This is a genomic window from Streptomyces sp. NPDC090077, from assembly GCF_044747545.1.
Classification (GTDB): Bacteria; Actinomycetota; Actinomycetes; order Streptomycetales; family Streptomycetaceae; genus Streptomyces.
Genome location: NZ_JBIVEG010000003.1, coordinates 63,126 through 79,220, shown reverse-complemented (window position 1 = coordinate 79,220; position 16,095 = coordinate 63,126). Strand labels below are relative to the sequence as shown.

Sequence of the window (16,095 nt, the reverse complement as noted above, 5' to 3'; positions counted from 1 at the left end):
TGCCTCCCATATGCGGGCAAAAACGCCCTAAAGTGCCAGCGTTATTCCGCGGCACAGTGCTGTGTGTCTTGTATCTACGAACATCGCCCTACCGGCCGGCGGGACCGCGCTGCACTGCGGCCCCGAGCGGTCAGTCGGCGGCGGAGGCGGGCACGGGGACGACCGGGGGGGTCCCTCCGGGCTCGCACTCGTGGGGATGAGGCCGCGGCTCGCGCAGTTCCGCGATGGCGGTCTCGAAGTCTTCAAGGGTGTCGAACGCTTTGTAGACGGATGCGAACCGCAGGTACGCGACGAGGTCGAGCTCCTGCAACGGGCCGAGTATGGCCAGACCCACGTCGTGGGTGGTCAGCTCGGCGCTCCCGGTGGCGCGCACCGCCTCCTCGACCCGCTGGCCGAGCTTGGCGAGGGCGTCCTCGGTGACCGGCCGCCCCTGGCACGCCTTGCGCACGCCGGAGATGACCTTGGTACGGCTGAAGGGCTCGGTGACCCCGCTTCGCTTGATCACCATCAGCGAGGCCGTCTCCACCGTCGTGAAACGACGGGAGCAGTCGGGGCACTGACGGCGCCGGCGGATCGACGTTCCGTCGTCGGTGGTGCGGCTGTCGACGACGCGGCTGTCGGGGTGCCTGCAGAAGGGGCAGTGCATGGTTCCCTCACCCTCCTCTTGGCACGACTGAATCACCCCACGGAGCCCCTCAACGACGGAGAGCGAGTCTTCGCCGGGGGCTCGTGAAGCAGCCACAAGCATATGCGATCCCGGAGACCTCGGCGGACCGAGGACCACAACTTCTGGGTGGCCGCGCCCATCCAACCACTAGATCTTGGGTTGCGCAGGATTTGGAGCACTCCGCGTGTCGCGGCGTCCGATGGCCGGATCCGGGGGCTCCTGATGCCACACTGGGCCCGTTCCCGGGCCCCGCCCGGGCATGGCCGATCCAACCGGGAAGGGTACCGTAAGGAGCGGATGCGAAGCCGAACCCGCGTTCGGCCGGACCGGCGCCGAACACATTCCGGTTTTCGCCGCGACGGCCTCCGCGACACGTCCGTCGGCCACCCTTACCGACGCCCATACACCCGCCCGTCTAACCCAGGTGGGGGATCCCCGATTTTTCACTCGAACGTGTGTTTGGCGCAACCTTTCGAAAGCTACTACCGTTGTCCAGCTAGGGAGAACATTTCGAGAGGGGCCGACGTGACCACCACCGCAGACAGTGCCACCATCACTGCCCAGAACCGCTCCCAGAGCCGACTCGAGCCGGTGCATGCCATGAATGACGCAAGTCAGAACCAGGAGGCGGAGGCCGTGCGCCCCGCGCGCTCCCTGCCAGGGCGACCTCCAGGCATCCGCGCCGACAGCTCCGGACTCACGGACCGGCAGCGGAGGGTGATCGAGGTCATCCGGGACTCCGTGCAGCGCCGCGGCTACCCGCCGTCGATGCGCGAGATCGGCCAGGCGGTCGGCCTCTCCAGCACCTCCTCCGTGGCCCACCAGCTGATGGCCCTGGAGCGCAAGGGCTTCCTGCGGCGCGACCCGCACCGGCCCCGCGCATACGAGGTGCGCGGCTCGGACCAGCCCAGCTCGCAGCCCACGGACACCACCGGCAAGCCCGCCGCCTCCTACGTCCCCCTGGTCGGCCGGATCGCGGCCGGCGGGCCGATCCTGGCCGAGGAGTCGGTCGAGGACGTGTTCCCGCTCCCCCGCCAGCTCGTCGGCGACGGCGAACTGTTCGTCCTCAAGGTCGTCGGCGACTCGATGATCGAGGCCGCGATCTGCGACGGCGACTGGGTCACCGTCCGCCGCCAGCCCGTCGCGGAGAACGGCGACATCGTCGCCGCGATGCTGGACGGCGAGGCCACCGTCAAGCGCTTCAAGCGGGAGGACGGCCACGTGTGGCTGCTCCCGCACAACGCCGCCTACCAGCCGATCCCCGGCGACGAGGCGACCATCCTCGGCAAGGTCGTCGCCGTGCTCCGACGGGTCTGATACCGGCCCGTCGCCCCTCAGCCAGCTCCGGGACCCACTGCGCCGGTCCCGGAGCTGTTGCATGCCCGCAGGGACTCGCCATCGGCCCCTTCGTGCCGTACAGCGTCACGTGACGGCGGTCCTCACCTGCCGTGGGGCCTCACTTGCCGTCGGCCTTCGCGCCCGCGTCGATCGCGGCCAGCGAGCGGCGGACCTGATTGCGGTCCGTGGTGTACCAGAAGTCGGGCAGCGAGGCCCGCAGGAAGCTCCCGTACCGGGCCGTGGCCAGGCGGGGGTCCAGGACCGCCACCACACCCCGGTCACCGGAGGCCCGTACGAGCCGGCCCGCGCCCTGCGCCATCAGCAGGGCGGCATGGGTGGCCGCGACCGCCATGAAGCCGTTGCCGCCGTTCTCCTCGACCGACTTCTGCCGTGCGCTCATCAGCGGGTCGTCGGGGCGCGGGAACGGGATCCGGTCCATGATCACGAGCTGGCAGCTGGGGCCGGGCACGTCGACGCCCTGCCACAGGGACAGCGTGCCGAACAAGCAGGTCTTCGGGTCCGCCGCGAAGGTCTTGATCAGCTCGCCCAGCGTCTCCTCGCCCTGGAGCAGGATCGGGTTGTCCAGCCGCCCGCGCAGTTCCTCGGCGGCGGCCTTGGCGCCGCGCATGGAGGAGAAGAGACCCAGGGTGCGCCCGCCGGAGGCTTCGATCAGCTCCGCCAGCTCGTCCATCATGTCGCCGCGGGTGCCCTCCCGGCCGGGCGTCGCCAGGTGCTTCGCGACGTAGAGGATGCCCTGCTTCGGGTAGTCGAACGGCGACCCGACGTCCAGGCCCCGCCACACCGGCACGCCCTCGCCTTCCACCCCTTCCGGGGAGAGGCCCAGCGAGGCCGCGACCCCGTTGAAGTCGCCGCCCAGTTTGAGAGTGGCGGAGGTGAGGACCACCGACCGGTCCTCGAAGAGCTTCTCGCGCAGCAGGCCGGACACCGAGAGCGGGGCGACCCGCAGGGTGGCGCCGAAGCGGTCGTGGCGCTCGTACCAGACGACGTCGTACTCGGAGCCGTTCGTGATCCGCTCCGCCACCGTGTGGACGTTCTCCACGGCGGCGAGGGCCTGCTTGCGGACGGCGTCCTCGTCGTGGACGGACTTGTCCCGCGTGGCGCCGATCGCGGAGATCACGCTGCGCGCGGAGTCACGCAGGGACATCAGCGCGTAGCCGAGGTCCTCGGGGATCTCCTCCAGGCGGCCGGGGAGCGCCAGCTCCATCACCCGCTCGAAGGTCTCCGAAGCGGTCTGCAGGGAGTCCGCGGTCTTCTCGTCCACCAGCTTGGCGGCCCGCTTCACGGCCCGGTTGACCTGGCCCGGGGTGAGCTCGCCGGTGGCGACACCGGTGACGCGGGAGACCAGCTCGTGGGCCTCGTCCACGATCAGCACCTCGTGCTGCGGGAGCACGGGGGCGCCCTCGATGGCGTCGATGGCGAGCAGCGCGTGGTTGGTGACGACCACGTCGGCGAGCTTGGCCCGCTCGCGGGCCGCCTCCGCGAAGCACTCGGCCCCGTAGGCGCACTTCGTGGCGCCCAGGCACTCCCGGGAGGAGACGGAGATCTGGCTCCAGGCCTTGTCGGAGACGCCGGGGGTGAGGTCGTCCCGGTCCCCCGTCTCGGTCTCGTCCGCCCAGTCTCGCAGGCGCAGCAGGTCCTTGCCGAGCTTGCTGGACGGGGCGGCCGCCTCGAACTGGTCGAAGAGGCCCTCCTCCTCGTCCTGCGGGACCCCCTCGTGGAGGCGGTGCAGGCACAGGTAGTTGGACCGGCCCTTCAGCATGGCGAACTGCGGCCGCCGACGCAGCTGCGGATGCAGCGCCTCGACCGTGCGCGGCAGGTCGCGCTCGACGAGCTGGCGCTGGAGCGCGAGCGTCGCGGTGGCGACGACCACGCGCTCGCCGTGCGCGAGGGCCGGCACCAGGTAGCCGAGGGACTTGCCGGTGCCGGTGCCGGCCTGGATCAGCCGGTGGGAGTTGTCGTCGATCGCTTCGGCGACCGCTTCGGCCATGGCCACCTGGCCGGGCCGCTCCGTGCCGCCGACGGCGGAGACGGCGGCGTGCAGCAGGTCGGGGAGGGAGGGCTTCGTCATAGCACTGCCAACCCTACGGGGCGCCACCGACAGCGGCCGCATCGATCACTCTTCAGGGGCCGTGGAGGGGGTTGGGCACGGTCCCGTGGACGACGGCGCCCGGCCGGTCCGGGCGGTCGCGGTAGCCGTCCGCGTAGAGCCGGTTCCGGTTGAGGCAGAGCCGGTCGATCCGCTCGGTCAGCAGGTCGAAGAGGCGGTGGCGTTCCTTGTCCTCGGGGAAGCGGGCCTGGTGGTGGAGGATCTCCGCCCGGACGAGCGACCAGAACGCGTCCTCGGGTACGCCGAGCCGGTCGTCGCACAGCGCGGACAGGTAGCGGAAGACCCCGACGAACAGCCCCGAGTGGATGAACTGGATGAGGAAGCCGGGCGGTTCCGTCAGCAGCGCGGCCCGTACCTCGTCGGGCATCGACGCGTGCTCGGGCAGGGGTGTGCTGCTGATGCTGACGTCGTCCACGAAGTCCTTGACCGCGAGGCGCACGGGGACGTCCTGCTCGTCGAAGATCACGACGGTGTTCTCGCCGTGCGGGGAGAACACCGTGCCGTAGCGGTAGAGGAAGTGCAGCAGCGGGGGCAGCAGGGCGGCGAAGAGGCGCCGCAGCCAGGCCTCGGGGGTGAGGCCCGAGCGGGCGACGAGCTCGGCGGTGAAGGAGCGGCCGCGCGGATCGACGTGGAGGAGGGCGGCGAGGGTGCGGGCGCGCTCGCCGGGGTCGAGCCGTCCGGTCAGCGGCTCGCGCCAGATCGCTCCGAGGAGTTCCCGGTACTGGTAGGGGACCTCGGGGAGTCCGTCGTACACGGGGTGGCGGACGGTGACCGAGGCGACCTCCCCGAGCAGCACGACCCGGCATTCGTCGCGCAGGAAGGGGTCTGCGTCGCGGAGGGAGTGGATCCAGGCGGTGACGGCGGGCGCGGCCTCGCTGAGGTCGCCGGGCAGACCGCGCCAGACGGTGGTGTTGAAGACGGACAGCGGGAGTTTGACGCTGTGCCGGTCGGGACGGGTCAGGTTGAGGAAGGTGCGGATCGACTGCTGCGGGATCCTGTCGTCCGGGTCGGCGGGGAGGGGCACGAGGGTGCCGGCAGCGAGGGCGGGGGCGAAGAGGGGGAGGACGATCTCGTCCCACTGCCAGGGGTGGACGGGGAGGTAGAGGTAGCGGAGCGGATCGAGGCCCCGGTCGCGCAGGATCCGGTCGAACGCCGTGCGGGTGGTGGGGTCGAGCTCTGCCGCGTAGAGCCGTGCCGGGTCTTCGAGGCCGGCGGTGCCCCGGTACTCGGCCAGGGAGGTATGGGCGGCGAGCCACGGCAGGCGCTGCCGGGTGCGCGCTTCGGGGGCCCAGGCGGCGGCGTCCGCGGCGGACCATCCGACGCGGCCCTTGTTGGGGACGAGCCAGGGGTGTCCGGTCTGGTGTCCTTCGAGCGCCGCGTAGTCGAGGTCGGCGAGGACGTCGGCGGTGAGGGCGTGGTGGTCGAGCCGTGCGTCGGCGGCGAGGGTGGAGCTGAGCTCGTGGATCAGATGGCCGAGGGTCGGCCCGTCGAGGCGCAGCAGGGTGCGGGCGCGGACGAGGAAGCCGTACGGGTCCCCGAAGGCGATCGGCGGCTCCGTGGCGGGGGCCGGCGGGGTCAGCGTGATGGTGTCCGGGGCAACCTGCCAGCTGCCGTAGACGCGGCGGCGGGCCCGGAAGCCCAGGCTGCTGCCGTCGTCGAGGGTCAGGGTCCAGGCGTCGCCGGCGGCGGAGTGCACCGGGACGGGGCTGACGATGTCCTCGTACGCGAACTCGCCGAGCATCTTGGCCAGCATCCGGCGCGCGGCGAAGTCCCAGGTGGGACGGTTGAGTTCGGGGGGCGTGCGCGGGTGCTGGGGCGACGGGGGAACGGCGTGCTCGGCGGAGTCGGGGGCGGCGGGGAAATTCGGCACGGGACTCCTCGGATATCGGGAACCTTGCTGAGCGACGCGGAGTTCTTGAGATGAGAGCAGTGAAAACCGAATGTCGAGAACCGAGATCCGAGAAGCCGAATACCGAGAAGCGAATGCCCGGGTCCGAAGACGCGGACCGGTCACGACGATCGGGATGAGGCGATGAGCAGGGTGAGCGGGATGGGCGTCGGCAATCAGAGCAGATTGCGCAGCGCCCGCTCACGGATCATCAGGGCGGCTCGCTTCCCGGGAAGGTCGATTTCCGTGGAATAGCGGAAACCGGCGTTCATGAAGGCTGACACGGAGGGGGTGTTGCGAATGTCCGGTTCCGCGATGACGCGTGTGCAGCGGGGGCGGTTGTCGAAGACGAGCTCGGCGGCGGCGCGCAGCAGCGTGGTGCCCAGGCCCCGGCTCCGGTTCGTGCCGTCTCCGATGAGCAGGTGGATACCCGTGTCGTGGGAGCGCGCCGGGTAGTGGCGGGAGACCGGGTCGAAATCGGCCCGGTAGATCTCCCAGTAGCTCATGGGACTGCCGTCGAGCAGGCCCAGGCAGGGGACGCTGTGGCCGTCGCCGTCGAGCTGGGCCCTCAGGTGGGCCTCGGTCACGGCTGCGGGGCCGCTGAGTTCCCAGTAGGCGGCCACCTCGGGGTCGTTCATCCAGCCGGTGAGCAGTTCCAGGTCCCGGCCCGGCCGTACGGGTTCGAGGCGGAAGACCCCGGCCTGTGTCGGGGCCGCGCCCCAGGCCGCCGGCGAGTCGAGGAGGTCCGCCTCGGCGAGCAGCGGAAGCAGTCCGACGGTGAAGTGGTGTGCGGTGGCCCCCTGGGAGGCGGGGCTGCCGGCGGTGCTCGTGGTGGTGTCCGTGGGAGGCATCGGGGCTCTTCTCGGTGTCGGTGGGAGCGCGTCAGTCGTGGAGGGGGTTGGCGATGGTGACGTAGACGGACTGGGTGTCGACGGGGCCGACGAGCTCGTCGAGTCCGCCCAGGCGGGTGAGCAGGTTCGCCTTGCAGCGCAGGGTGGGTGAGTCGAGGAGCCGTCCGGGGACCGGGCCCAGGCCCGAGGCCTTGCCGAGGAAACGGCGGAAGGCGGCGAGGAGCACGCGCTCGTCGGCGAGCCGCTGTGATCCGAAGGCGCCGATGAGGCCGATCACGTTGTTGATGCCGAGGTAGTAGGCGAAGCGTTCGTCGGTGACGGCGTCGGGGACGAAGGTGTCGCTGGCGCCGCCGATGCCGGGGAGGCGCCGTTCCAGTTCGGCGCGGCGGGATGCACGGAAGTAGTAGCCCTGGTTGTCGCGGAAGCGGCCGCCGACGGGCCAACCCGATGGGTCGAGGAGCACCAGGGTGTTCTGCTGGTGCGCTTCGAGGGCGATGCCGGCGAGGGCGTCGAAGGCGAGTACCGGCAGGACGACGTGGTCGAGGTAGCGCAGGAACCACTCGGCGGCCACGGCGGCGACGGGCCGGCCGGTGGTCACCGCGAGCCGGGAGAGGGTGTCGGCGAGCCGGGAGCGCATCGTGGTCCGGCCGGGCCACGGACGGAGGGAGGTTAGTGCGGCGACGCAGACGGCGTCGTCGTCGGAGTGGAAGGGGTTGTGGCGCAGCACGGCGTCGAATCCCCGGACGGGGGTGCCGTCCAGGGCGTCGACGGCGACCCATGCGGGGTCGCGCACGATGTCGAAGCCGGGGTGGGCGGCCTGCCACTGCTCGGCGAGGCCGGTGCGGAGCAGCCGGTGGACCTCGACGCCGCGGTGGAGTTCCTTGCGGAGGTTCTCCCGGCGGGAGTTGGTGATGCGCAGGCCGAGGGAGAGCTTGAGCATCGCGGGGGCACTAGGACGGTGGACGGTGCGGACGGAGGAGGTGGGGTACCAGGGGGCGCCGTAGGGGCCCAGGTCGGTGATGAGTCCCGCGTCGCGGAGGGCGGTGACGGCGGGGCGTCGGAGGAGGTCGCAGGCCTGCCAGGGGTGCAGGGGAACGGCGGTGGTGCCGCTGGGCAGCGGGAGGCCGGGGGCGAGCCGGGCGAGGAGCTGCGCGGCGGAGACCGGGCGGCCCCGTTCGGTCCAGGCGGAGTCAGTGGCGAGGGCCTGCGGTGCGACGGCGATCCAGTGCAGGGGGAAGGAGCCGTGGAGTTCGGGCGAGTAGGGGCGCACTTCGGCTTCGGAGAGCCCTTCGCGGCTCTTGGGGTCCGGTTGGAGGGGGTGGCCGAGGAGGAGTGACTGTTCGGCGGTGAGGAAGCGGTCCCCGGCGACGGGGGACGGTCCGGTGGGGCGTTGGCGGCGGTCGGCGATGAACTCGGTGGTGCGACGCACCGAGTCGGCGACGCGGCCGACGAGGTCGGTGCCGCTGCGGCCGTCGCCCTCACGGGCGAGCAGGGCTGCGAGGGTGACGGCGTCCACGGCCGGGGCGTGGGCGGGAGCGCCTTCGAGGCGGGCGGGGGCGAACCGGTGCCAGCCTGCCGGGGACCAGTAGCGGACGGGGACGAGCAGTGCGGCCCCGGAGGTGGGGAGGGGGATGCGGAGCAGGGTTCCGACGGGCCCGTCGGGGCGGCCGATGCCGCTCTCGCGGACCCAGCATCGCAGCAGGTTCTCCACCGTCGCAGACTCGGCGGCGGTGGCCGGGTCGGGGTGGTCCAGCAGGTCGGGGAGCGCGGCCGGGTCGGGACCGGCGGGCCCGGTGCCGCCCACCCGGGGGCGGAGGGTGCCGTCCTTCTGCCGGGGCACGGTGCCGGGCGGGGCCTGCGCCGGGGTGGCCTGCGCCGCCTGCACTCCGGGCACGGGCGCGGGCGCCGCTCCGGTCTGGGCCCGCCCGGGGCCGGCCTGCTCCCCGTCCACCGCCGGGGATGCGGCGGGCTGTTCGGGTGCCGCAGAGTCCGGGCGGGGCGCCGGCGACGGCTGCGCGGCGGGGTGCGGGTGCCCGGCGGCGGGTGGCCGGGCAGCGCCGTCGGGCCACGCCGGGGCCGGGTGGTGGTCCGGGGCAGCTGCGGGCTGCGCCGGTGCACCGGCCGATGCAGCGGCGGCAGAGCCCGGGGGCTGGGCCGGGGCGCTGCCCGGACCGGCTGCCGGCTGGGCCGCGGCGGGCGCGGCCGCGGGAGCAGCGCCGGCGGACGCCGCCTGCGCGGAGCCGAGGGCGGGACCCTGCGGCAGTCCGCCGGTGATGGCGACGGAGGCCGGGCGGTCCTCGCCCGGGCGCGGAGGGGCCGGGTGGGCTGGGGCCTCGACTGCCGAGCCCGGGTGCGCCGGGGCCGGGCCTGCGCTTGCGCTGTACGCGGGGGTCGGGTGGGCGGGGCCCGGCTGCGGGGGTGCCAAGGCCTGGTCCGCCGGGCCCGGGGCTGCGGGAGGAAGGGGTACCGGGGCCGGCTGAGCCGGGCCCGCATGCCCCAGCTCCGGGCCAGGCGCCGCCTGCGCAGGGGGCGTCAGGCTCACGTGGGTCGGCACGGGGAGGACCGGGCCCGCATGCCCCAGCTCCGGACCAGGGGCCGCCTGCACAGGGGACGTCGGGCTCGCGTGGGTCGGGGCGGGGCGGGCCGGGCCTGGGGCCGGGTGGGGCGGGGTGGTCGAGGAGTCGGAGCGCGAGGTGCTGGAGGGGTCGGGCATCGGGGTCCTTCGGCGTGCGGTCAGTGGGGCCGGCGGGCGGCGGCGGGGATGGAGTCGGCCAGCCGGTCCAGGACGGCTGCGGCCTGTTCGTCGGTCAGGGTCAGCGGGGGCAGCAGGCGGACGACGCTGGAGTGGCGGCCTCCGAGCTCGACGATCAGGCCCCGGTCCAGGCACTCCTGGCGCACGGCGGCAGCGAGGGCGGGTGCGGCGGCGCCGGTGCCGGGGTCGACGAGTTCGACGCCGATCATCAGGCCGCGGCCCCGCACGTCGCCGACGCACGGGTGCTCCGCCTCCAGGCCGCGCAGGGTCGTCAGCATCCGCCCGCCGAGTGCCGCCGCGCGCTCGGCGAGTCCGTTGCGCCGCACGTAGGCGAGGGTGGCGGTGCCCGCGGCCATGGCGAGTTGGTTCCCGCGGAACGTTCCGGCATGGGCACCGGGGGCCCAGACGTCCAGTTCGGCCCGGTAGACGATCACGGCCAGCGGAAGGCTGCCGCCGATGGCCTTGGACAGGACCATCACGTCGGGGACCACCCCGGCGTGGTCGACTCCCCAGAACGCGCCGGTGCGGCCCACCCCGGTCTGCACCTCGTCCGCGATCAGCGGGATGCCCCGGGCCGCGGTGATCTCCCGCATCCGGCGCAGCCAGGCGTCCGGGGCCGGGTGGACCCCGCCCTCGCCCTGCACCGGCTCGACGATCATGGCGGCGGGCCGCGGCACCCCGCCCTTGGGGTCGTCGAGCAGGGTCTCGGTCCAGCGGGCCCCGAGCCGTGCCCCCTCGTCGCCGCCGACCCCGAACGGGCAGCGGTGGTCCTGCGGGTAGGGCAGCCGGGTCACCCGTACGTCGCCGGCGCCGCCCGAGGCCTCCAGGGCTCCGGCGGTCATGCCGTGGTAGGCGCCGGTGAAGGTGAGCAGCCCGGTGCGTCCGGTGGCGGCCCGGGCCAGTTTCAGGGCGGCCTCGACGGCGTCGGTCCCGGCGGGGCCGCAGAACTGCACGCGGGCGTCGGCGGCCAGGGCGGCCGGCAGGTTCTCGAAGAGCTCGGTGGTGAAGGCGTCCTTGACCGGGGTGGCCAGGTCGAGGACGTGCAGCGGAGCTCCGGAGTCGAGTACTCCGCGGATCGCTTCGAGGACGACGGGGTGGTTGTGCCCGAGGGCGAGGGTGCCCGCGCCGGAGAGGCAGTCGAGGTAGCGCCGCCCGTCGGCGCCCTCGATCGTCAGCCCCCGGGCGCGCACGGGAACGATGGGCAGCGAGCGTGCGTAGGTCCGGGCCGCGGACTCGCGGAGCGCCTGCCGGCGCAGGATCCCTTCCGCGGAGGTGGTTCTGCGTCCGCCCTGTGCCGGGACCTGGGTACCGGTGTGGCCGGGCGGGGTCCGTGCTGCGGCTCCGTCCGGAACCGAGCCTGTGCTGTCGGCCGCGCCCCCGGCCGAGGCTGCCTCCTCCGCGGGAGCAGCGCCCGCCGCCGGGGCAGCACCCCCCGCCGGGGCCCCGGCTGTGGTCGTGGCATCGGCTGCGGTCGGTTCGGTCACGGCCACGACTGTCGGTCCTCCCGCGGGTTGCTCTTCCGGATTGCGTCTCGAACACGAACGCTGCTGCACCATCCCCCGTACGTACCAACGACGGTGAAGGCTTCGGATCACGGGTGGGCCGAAGATCCTTGCGGTTCGGCGGGACGTTCGCGGCAGGAACCATCGACCCGGCGCCCGCCGTCCTATGCCACGGCGGCATAGTGGGGTGCTGCGATCCACCCCGATCGACTCCGTCCCAACACCTCGAAACTCATGGGGGCTTACGACATGCGACCGAACCGACCGGTCACCGCGATCCTCTGCGCGGCCGCGCTCGCGCTGACCGCCTCGGCCTGCGGACCCGGCGACGGGGAGGCCGGCGCCGATGCCAAGCCGACCGTGGCTGCGCCCCTGCCGTCCGGCGCTGCGGACGGGATCACGATTCCGGACGAGCTCAAGGAGAGGCTCAAGCAGCACGGCTTCGACCTGGAGAAGTGGAAGGGGGGCGCGTGGAAGAACTGGAAGAAGGAGGACTGGCTGCGCGAGGCGGGCGACTACGTCAACCCCATCATCGACGGCCTCTGGGACCCGGACCGGATGCGTGACGCGGAGCAGCCGCAGCGCCCGGCCGTCGACCCGGACGCGGGCAAGGACCAGGGCGTCACCGACCCGACCCCGGCTCCGGTGACCGCCCAGCCGGCGGCTTCGCCGTACCACTCCAGCGTCCCGGCGTCCGGCAAGGTCTTCTTCGACGGCCCCGAGGGCTCGATGGTCTGCTCGGCCACCGTGGTCAAGGACCCGGCCCACCCGGGCAAGTCCAACATGGTCTGGACGGCGGGCCATTGCGTGCACGCGGGCAAGGCCGGCGGCTGGTACCGCAACATCGCCTTCGTCCCGTCGTACAACAACGCGGGCAAGCCGGCGGCGGCGCTCAAGGGTGCGCCGCGCGAGCAGGTCGCCCCGTACGGCGTGTGGTGGAGCGACTGGGCGCAGACGTCCGACCAGTGGATCGCGACCGGCGGTCCGACGGGCGGCGCGGGTGCCCCGTACGACTTCGCGGTGCTGCACGTGACGCCGGAGAAGGGCGGCGGCAAGTCGCTGGAGGAGACGGTCGGTACGGCGCTTCCGGTGGAGTTCAACGCTCCGGCGGTGGGCAAGGTCGCGAGCATCACGGCGACGGGTTACCCGGCGGCGGCTCCGTTCGACGGGCAGAAGGCGTTCCAGTGCGCGGACAAGCCGGGCCGGCTGGCGCTGAAGCAGGCGGACCCGGTGATGTACCGCATCGGCTGCACGATGACGGGCGGTTCGTCCGGTGGCGGCTGGATCGCGGCGGGTGCCGACGGCAAGCCGGCGCTGGTGTCGAACACCTCGATCGGTCCGGCGAAGGCCGGCTGGCTGGCCGGGCCGAAGCTGGGTCCTGAGGCCAAGGGCATCTACAACGCGGTGAGCGCCAAGTTCAAGTAGCCGCGTGGCGAGACCGGCGTGAACGACCGAGGGCCCCCGCGCATCGCGGGGGCCCTCGGTCGTCGTGTCAGCGGCGGGCCCGGAGGCCGCCCGGTGCTGCCGTCAGTGCTTGGCGGGCACGTACGGTGCCAGCTCCGCCGCCAGTTCCTCGTGCACCCGTGCCTTGAGCAGGGTGCCCTCGGGGGTGTGCTCCTCGGAGATCACCTCGCCGTCGGCGTGGGCGCGGGCGATCAGCGAGCCGCGGGTGTACGGCACGAGGGCCTCCACCTCGACGGCGGGCCGGGGCAGCTCGGCGTCGATGAGCGCGAGGAGTTCCTCGATGCCCTGGCCGGTGCGGGCCGAGACGGCGATGGAGTGCCGCTCGATGCGCAGCAGGCGCTGGAGGACGAGCGGGTCCGCGGCGTCCGCCTTGTTGATCACCACGATCTCGGGCACGTTGACCGCGCCGACCTCGCGGATGACCTCGCGCACGGCCGCCAGCTGCTCCTCCGGGGCCGGGTGCGATCCGTCCACGATGTGGAGGATGAGGTCGGAGTCGCCGACTTCCTCCATCGTGGAGCGGAACGCCTCGACGAGGTGGTGGGGCAGGTGCCGGACGAAGCCCACGGTGTCGGCCAGGGTGTAGACGCGGCCGGTGGGGGTTTCGGCCCGGCGCACGGTCGGGTCGAGGGTGGCGAACAGTGCGTTCTCCACCAGGACGCCCGCGCCCGTGAGGCGGTTGAGGAGGGAGGACTTGCCGGCGTTGGTGTAGCCGGCGATGGCGACCGAGGGGATCTTGTTGCGGCGGCGTTCCTGCCGCTTGATGTCCCGGCCGGTCTTCATCTCGGCGATCTCCCGGCGCATCTTCGCCATCTTCTCGCGGATGCGGCGCCGGTCGGTCTCGATCTTGGTTTCACCGGGGCCTCGGGTGGCCATGCCGCCACCGCCGCCGCCACCCATCTGCCGGGAGAGCGACTGGCCCCAGCCGCGCAGTCGCGGCAGCATGTACTGCATCTGCGCGAGTGCGACCTGTGCCTTGCCCTCTCGGGACTTGGCGTGCTGGGCGAAGATGTCGAGGATGAGGGCGGTCCGGTCGACGACCTTGACCTTGACCACGTCCTCCAGCGCGATGAGCTGGCCGGGGCTGAGTTCGCCGTCGCAGACGACGGTGTCGGCACCGCTTTCGAGGACGATGTCGCGCAGCTCGCGGGCCTTGCCGGAGCCGATGAAGGTGGCCGGGTCGGGCTTGTCGCGGCGCTGCATGACACCGTCGAGCACGAGGGCGCCCGCCGTCTCGGCGAGGGCGGCGAGCTCCGCGAGGGAGTTCTCGGCGTCCTGCACGGTCCCGGAGGTCCAGACACCGACGAGGACCACGCGCTCCAGGCGGAGCTGGCGGTACTCGACCTCGGTGACGTCCTCGAGCTCGGTCGAGAGGCCGGCGACGCGGCGCAGGGCCGCGCGCTCGGAGCGGTCGAACTGGTCGCCGTCCCGCTCTCCGTCGATCTCGTGGCTCCAGGCGACGTCCTCTTCCATCAGGGCATCGGCCCGAAGGCTCTCGGTGAAGCTCTGCGAGTCCCGCACGTTCTGCGCGTCCCGCGGGTCCTGGGAAGGGGAAGAAGAGGAGGTCATTGGATCCTTACGTCGATTCGATGGTGTCGCGCCGGCCGCTTCCGGCGCCCGGCCGGCTGGGCCAGGGCCAAAGGTACCGCTGTGCGTGACATAACACTGTCACGTCCAACGTGTGGTCCGGTCCGGTGATTCCCGGGGGCACCCCCGTCGGCCTCGTCGATGGTGTCATGCCCGTTCCCCGGCCGTCATACCGTTTTCCGCCGCTACGGCTTGCCCTGGGCCTTCCCCGCAGCCCCGGCCGGGGCCGGAGCCGCAGCCGGTCCCTGGGGCGAACGCGGAGCCGGAGCCCCGGCCCGGGCCGCCGAGCCGCTCCACTCCGGGTGTCCGGGCATCGGCGGGGTGGTCTCCCCGTACAGCCAGGGCCGCAGGAAGGCCGTCAGGTCGCGTCCGGCCTCCTGCGAGGCCAGGCGTACGAAGTCGTCCGTGCCCGCGATCCCGTCCTTGTGCTCCGCCACCCAGCGCCGCTCGATCCGGTCGAACGCCGCCGTGCCGATCTCCTGGCGCAGGGCGTAGAGGATCAGCGCGGCCCCGTCGTAGACGACGGGCCGGAACAGACCGATCTTCTCGCCGGGAGGGGCCGCCTTCGGGGCGGCCGGGGGGCCGCCCTGGGCCCGCCACTGGTCGGAGCGCTGGTAGGCCTCGCGCATCCGCCGCTCCAGGGAGTACTTGCCGAGGCCGTCCGCGTAGAGGGCCTCGTACCAGGTGGCGTGCCCCTCGTTGAGCCACAGGTCGGACCAGGTGCGCGGGGTCACGCTGTCGCCGAACCACTGGTGGGCGAGCTCGTGGACCATGACGGACTCGACGTACCACTCGGGGTAGCCGGCCGCCTCCCCTGCGAACAGGCCGTGCTCGAAGAACGAGAGGGTCTGGGTCTCCAGCTCGAAGCCGGTCTTCGCCCGGGCGATCAGCACCCCGTAGTTCTCGAAGGGGTAGCGGCCGACGCGCTCCTCCATCCAGGCCACGTGCCCGGCGGTCTTCATCAGCCAGGGCTCAAGCCTCTCCCGGTCCGCGGCGGGCACGACGTCGCGCAGCGGCAGGCCGTGCGGTCCGGTGTGGTGGAGGACGGCGGAGCGGCCGACGGAGACCTGGGCGAGCTCGGTGGCCATCGGGTGCAGGGTCCGGTACGTCCACTCGGTCGTACCGCCCGCCCGCGCGGCCGGGAGGGCGCCGGGCAGCCCGTTGGCCACGGCCCGGTAGCCGTCGGGGGCGGTGATGCGGAAGGTGAAGTAGGCCTTGTCGGCGGGGTGGTCGTTGCAGGGGAAGACGCGGTGGGCGGCGTCGGCCTGGTTGGCCATGGCGAGGCCGTCCTCGGTGACGACCCACCCGCCGTCGGAGGCCCGGCCGCGCGGGTCGCTGGTGTGCCGGACGGTGATGTGGAGCGGGGCGCTCGCCGGCACCGGGTGCGCGGGGGTCAGCACGAGGTCCTCCCCCGCCGTCTCGAACCGCGCGGGCTGCCCGTTGACCTCGGCGGAGGCGACCGTCCCGTGCGTGAAGTCGAGGTTGATCCGGTCCAGCGGCTCCAGGCTGCGTGCCTCGATGGCGGTGACGGCGTCGAGGGGGCTGCGGTTGTCCTTGTACGTGAGGGACAGGTCGTACGAGAGGACGTCGTAGCCGGGGTTGCCCAGCTCGGGGAAGAGCCGGTCGCCGATGCCCAGCGGCTTCGGCGGGGGCAGCACGGCGGCGACGAGGGTGAGCGAGGCCGCGGCGAGCAGGGAGGCGCGCAGGCGTGGAGAGGTGAGCTGCATCCACCACCGCTTACCAGCGCGTGTCCCGGGCCCGCGAGCGGCGCGCGACGACTCCACCCGAACGGGGCGCCTGGTCCGGTCAGCGGGCTCCGTGCGCCCCGCGTGCGCGCCCCCGCGCACGCTGTCCCCGTCGATCCCCGTCGATCCCCGTCACGACCCGGCACGCTCCCCGGATCCCCCGGAACCTTCCC

Annotated in this window: 10 protein-coding genes; 2 read left to right on the top strand and 8 right to left on the bottom strand. The window is 73.0% G+C overall.

What is annotated here, in order from left to right; genetic code table 11:
- Positions 1-130: 130 nt before the first annotated feature.
- Positions 131-646 (bottom strand): transcriptional regulator NrdR, encoded by a 516-nt coding sequence (nrdR, locus tag ACIPW5_RS07345; protein ID WP_079431988.1) that lies wholly within the window; start codon positions 644-646, stop codon positions 131-133.
- Between the two features lie 546 nt (positions 647-1,192).
- Between nrdR and lexA the strand changes: the two genes are divergently transcribed.
- Positions 1,193-1,984 (top strand): transcriptional repressor LexA, encoded by a 792-nt coding sequence (gene lexA / locus ACIPW5_RS07340; protein WP_125602045.1) that lies wholly within the window; start codon positions 1,193-1,195, stop codon positions 1,982-1,984.
- A 139-nt stretch (positions 1,985-2,123) separates the two neighbouring features.
- Here lexA and ACIPW5_RS07335 read toward each other — a convergent pair whose 3' ends face one another.
- From ACIPW5_RS07335 to ACIPW5_RS07315, 5 genes are all read right to left on the bottom strand, one after another.
- Positions 2,124-4,094, bottom strand: a complete 1,971-nt coding sequence (locus ACIPW5_RS07335; RefSeq protein ID WP_401241581.1) for an ATP-dependent DNA helicase — start codon at positions 4,092-4,094, stop codon at positions 2,124-2,126.
- 52 nt (positions 4,095-4,146) lie between these two features.
- A complete protein-coding gene (locus ACIPW5_RS07330; protein ID WP_401241579.1) occupies positions 4,147-6,003 on the bottom strand; it encodes an IucA/IucC family protein in 1,857 nt (618 codons plus the stop codon).
- 194 nt (positions 6,004-6,197) lie between these two features.
- Complete coding sequence (locus tag ACIPW5_RS07325) at positions 6,198-6,872, bottom strand: GNAT family N-acetyltransferase (RefSeq protein WP_401241576.1); 675 nt, start codon at positions 6,870-6,872, stop codon at positions 6,198-6,200.
- A 31-nt stretch (positions 6,873-6,903) separates the two neighbouring features.
- Complete coding sequence (locus ACIPW5_RS07320; protein WP_401241573.1) at positions 6,904-8,823, bottom strand: IucA/IucC family protein; 1,920 nt, start codon at positions 8,821-8,823, stop codon at positions 6,904-6,906.
- Positions 8,824-9,605: 782 nt separating this feature from the next.
- Entirely contained in the window at positions 9,606-11,180 is a 1,575-nt protein-coding gene (locus ACIPW5_RS07315; protein WP_401241572.1) for a diaminobutyrate--2-oxoglutarate transaminase family protein, read from the bottom strand.
- A gap of 195 nt (positions 11,181-11,375) precedes the next feature.
- Between ACIPW5_RS07315 and ACIPW5_RS07310 the strand changes: the two genes are divergently transcribed.
- A complete protein-coding gene (locus ACIPW5_RS07310) occupies positions 11,376-12,551 on the top strand; it encodes a trypsin-like serine peptidase (RefSeq protein WP_401241569.1) in 1,176 nt (391 codons plus the stop codon).
- A gap of 102 nt (positions 12,552-12,653) precedes the next feature.
- Here ACIPW5_RS07310 and hflX read toward each other — a convergent pair whose 3' ends face one another.
- On the bottom strand, positions 12,654-14,159 hold the full coding sequence (hflX, locus tag ACIPW5_RS07305) for a GTPase HflX (protein WP_401241568.1): 1,506 nt from the start codon (positions 14,157-14,159) through the stop codon (positions 12,654-12,656).
- 203 nt (positions 14,160-14,362) lie between these two features.
- The gene (locus ACIPW5_RS07300) at positions 14,363-15,904 is read right to left on the bottom strand and encodes a M1 family metallopeptidase (RefSeq protein ID WP_401241565.1); all 1,542 of its coding nucleotides are present in this window, start codon (positions 15,902-15,904) and stop codon (positions 14,363-14,365) included.
- Positions 15,905-16,095: the final 191 nt, after the last annotated feature.

Coding starts and splice junctions, on each gene's coding strand:
- ACIPW5_RS07310 (WP_401241569.1), top strand. CDS start 11,376: ATGCGACCGAACCGACCGGTCACCGCGATCCTCTGCGCGGCCGCGCTC.
- ACIPW5_RS07315 (WP_401241572.1), bottom strand. CDS start 11,180: ATGGTGCAGCAGCGTTCGTGTTCGAGACGCAATCCGGAAGAGCAACCC.
- ACIPW5_RS07325 (WP_401241576.1), bottom strand. CDS start 6,872: ATGCCTCCCACGGACACCACCACGAGCACCGCCGGCAGCCCCGCCTCC.
- hflX (WP_401241568.1), bottom strand. CDS start 14,159: ATGACCTCCTCTTCTTCCCCTTCCCAGGACCCGCGGGACGCGCAGAAC.
- ACIPW5_RS07335 (WP_401241581.1), bottom strand. CDS start 4,094: ATGACGAAGCCCTCCCTCCCCGACCTGCTGCACGCCGCCGTCTCCGCC.
- nrdR (WP_079431988.1), bottom strand. CDS start 646: ATGCACTGCCCCTTCTGCAGGCACCCCGACAGCCGCGTCGTCGACAGC.
- ACIPW5_RS07300 (WP_401241565.1), bottom strand. CDS start 15,904: ATGCAGCTCACCTCTCCACGCCTGCGCGCCTCCCTGCTCGCCGCGGCC.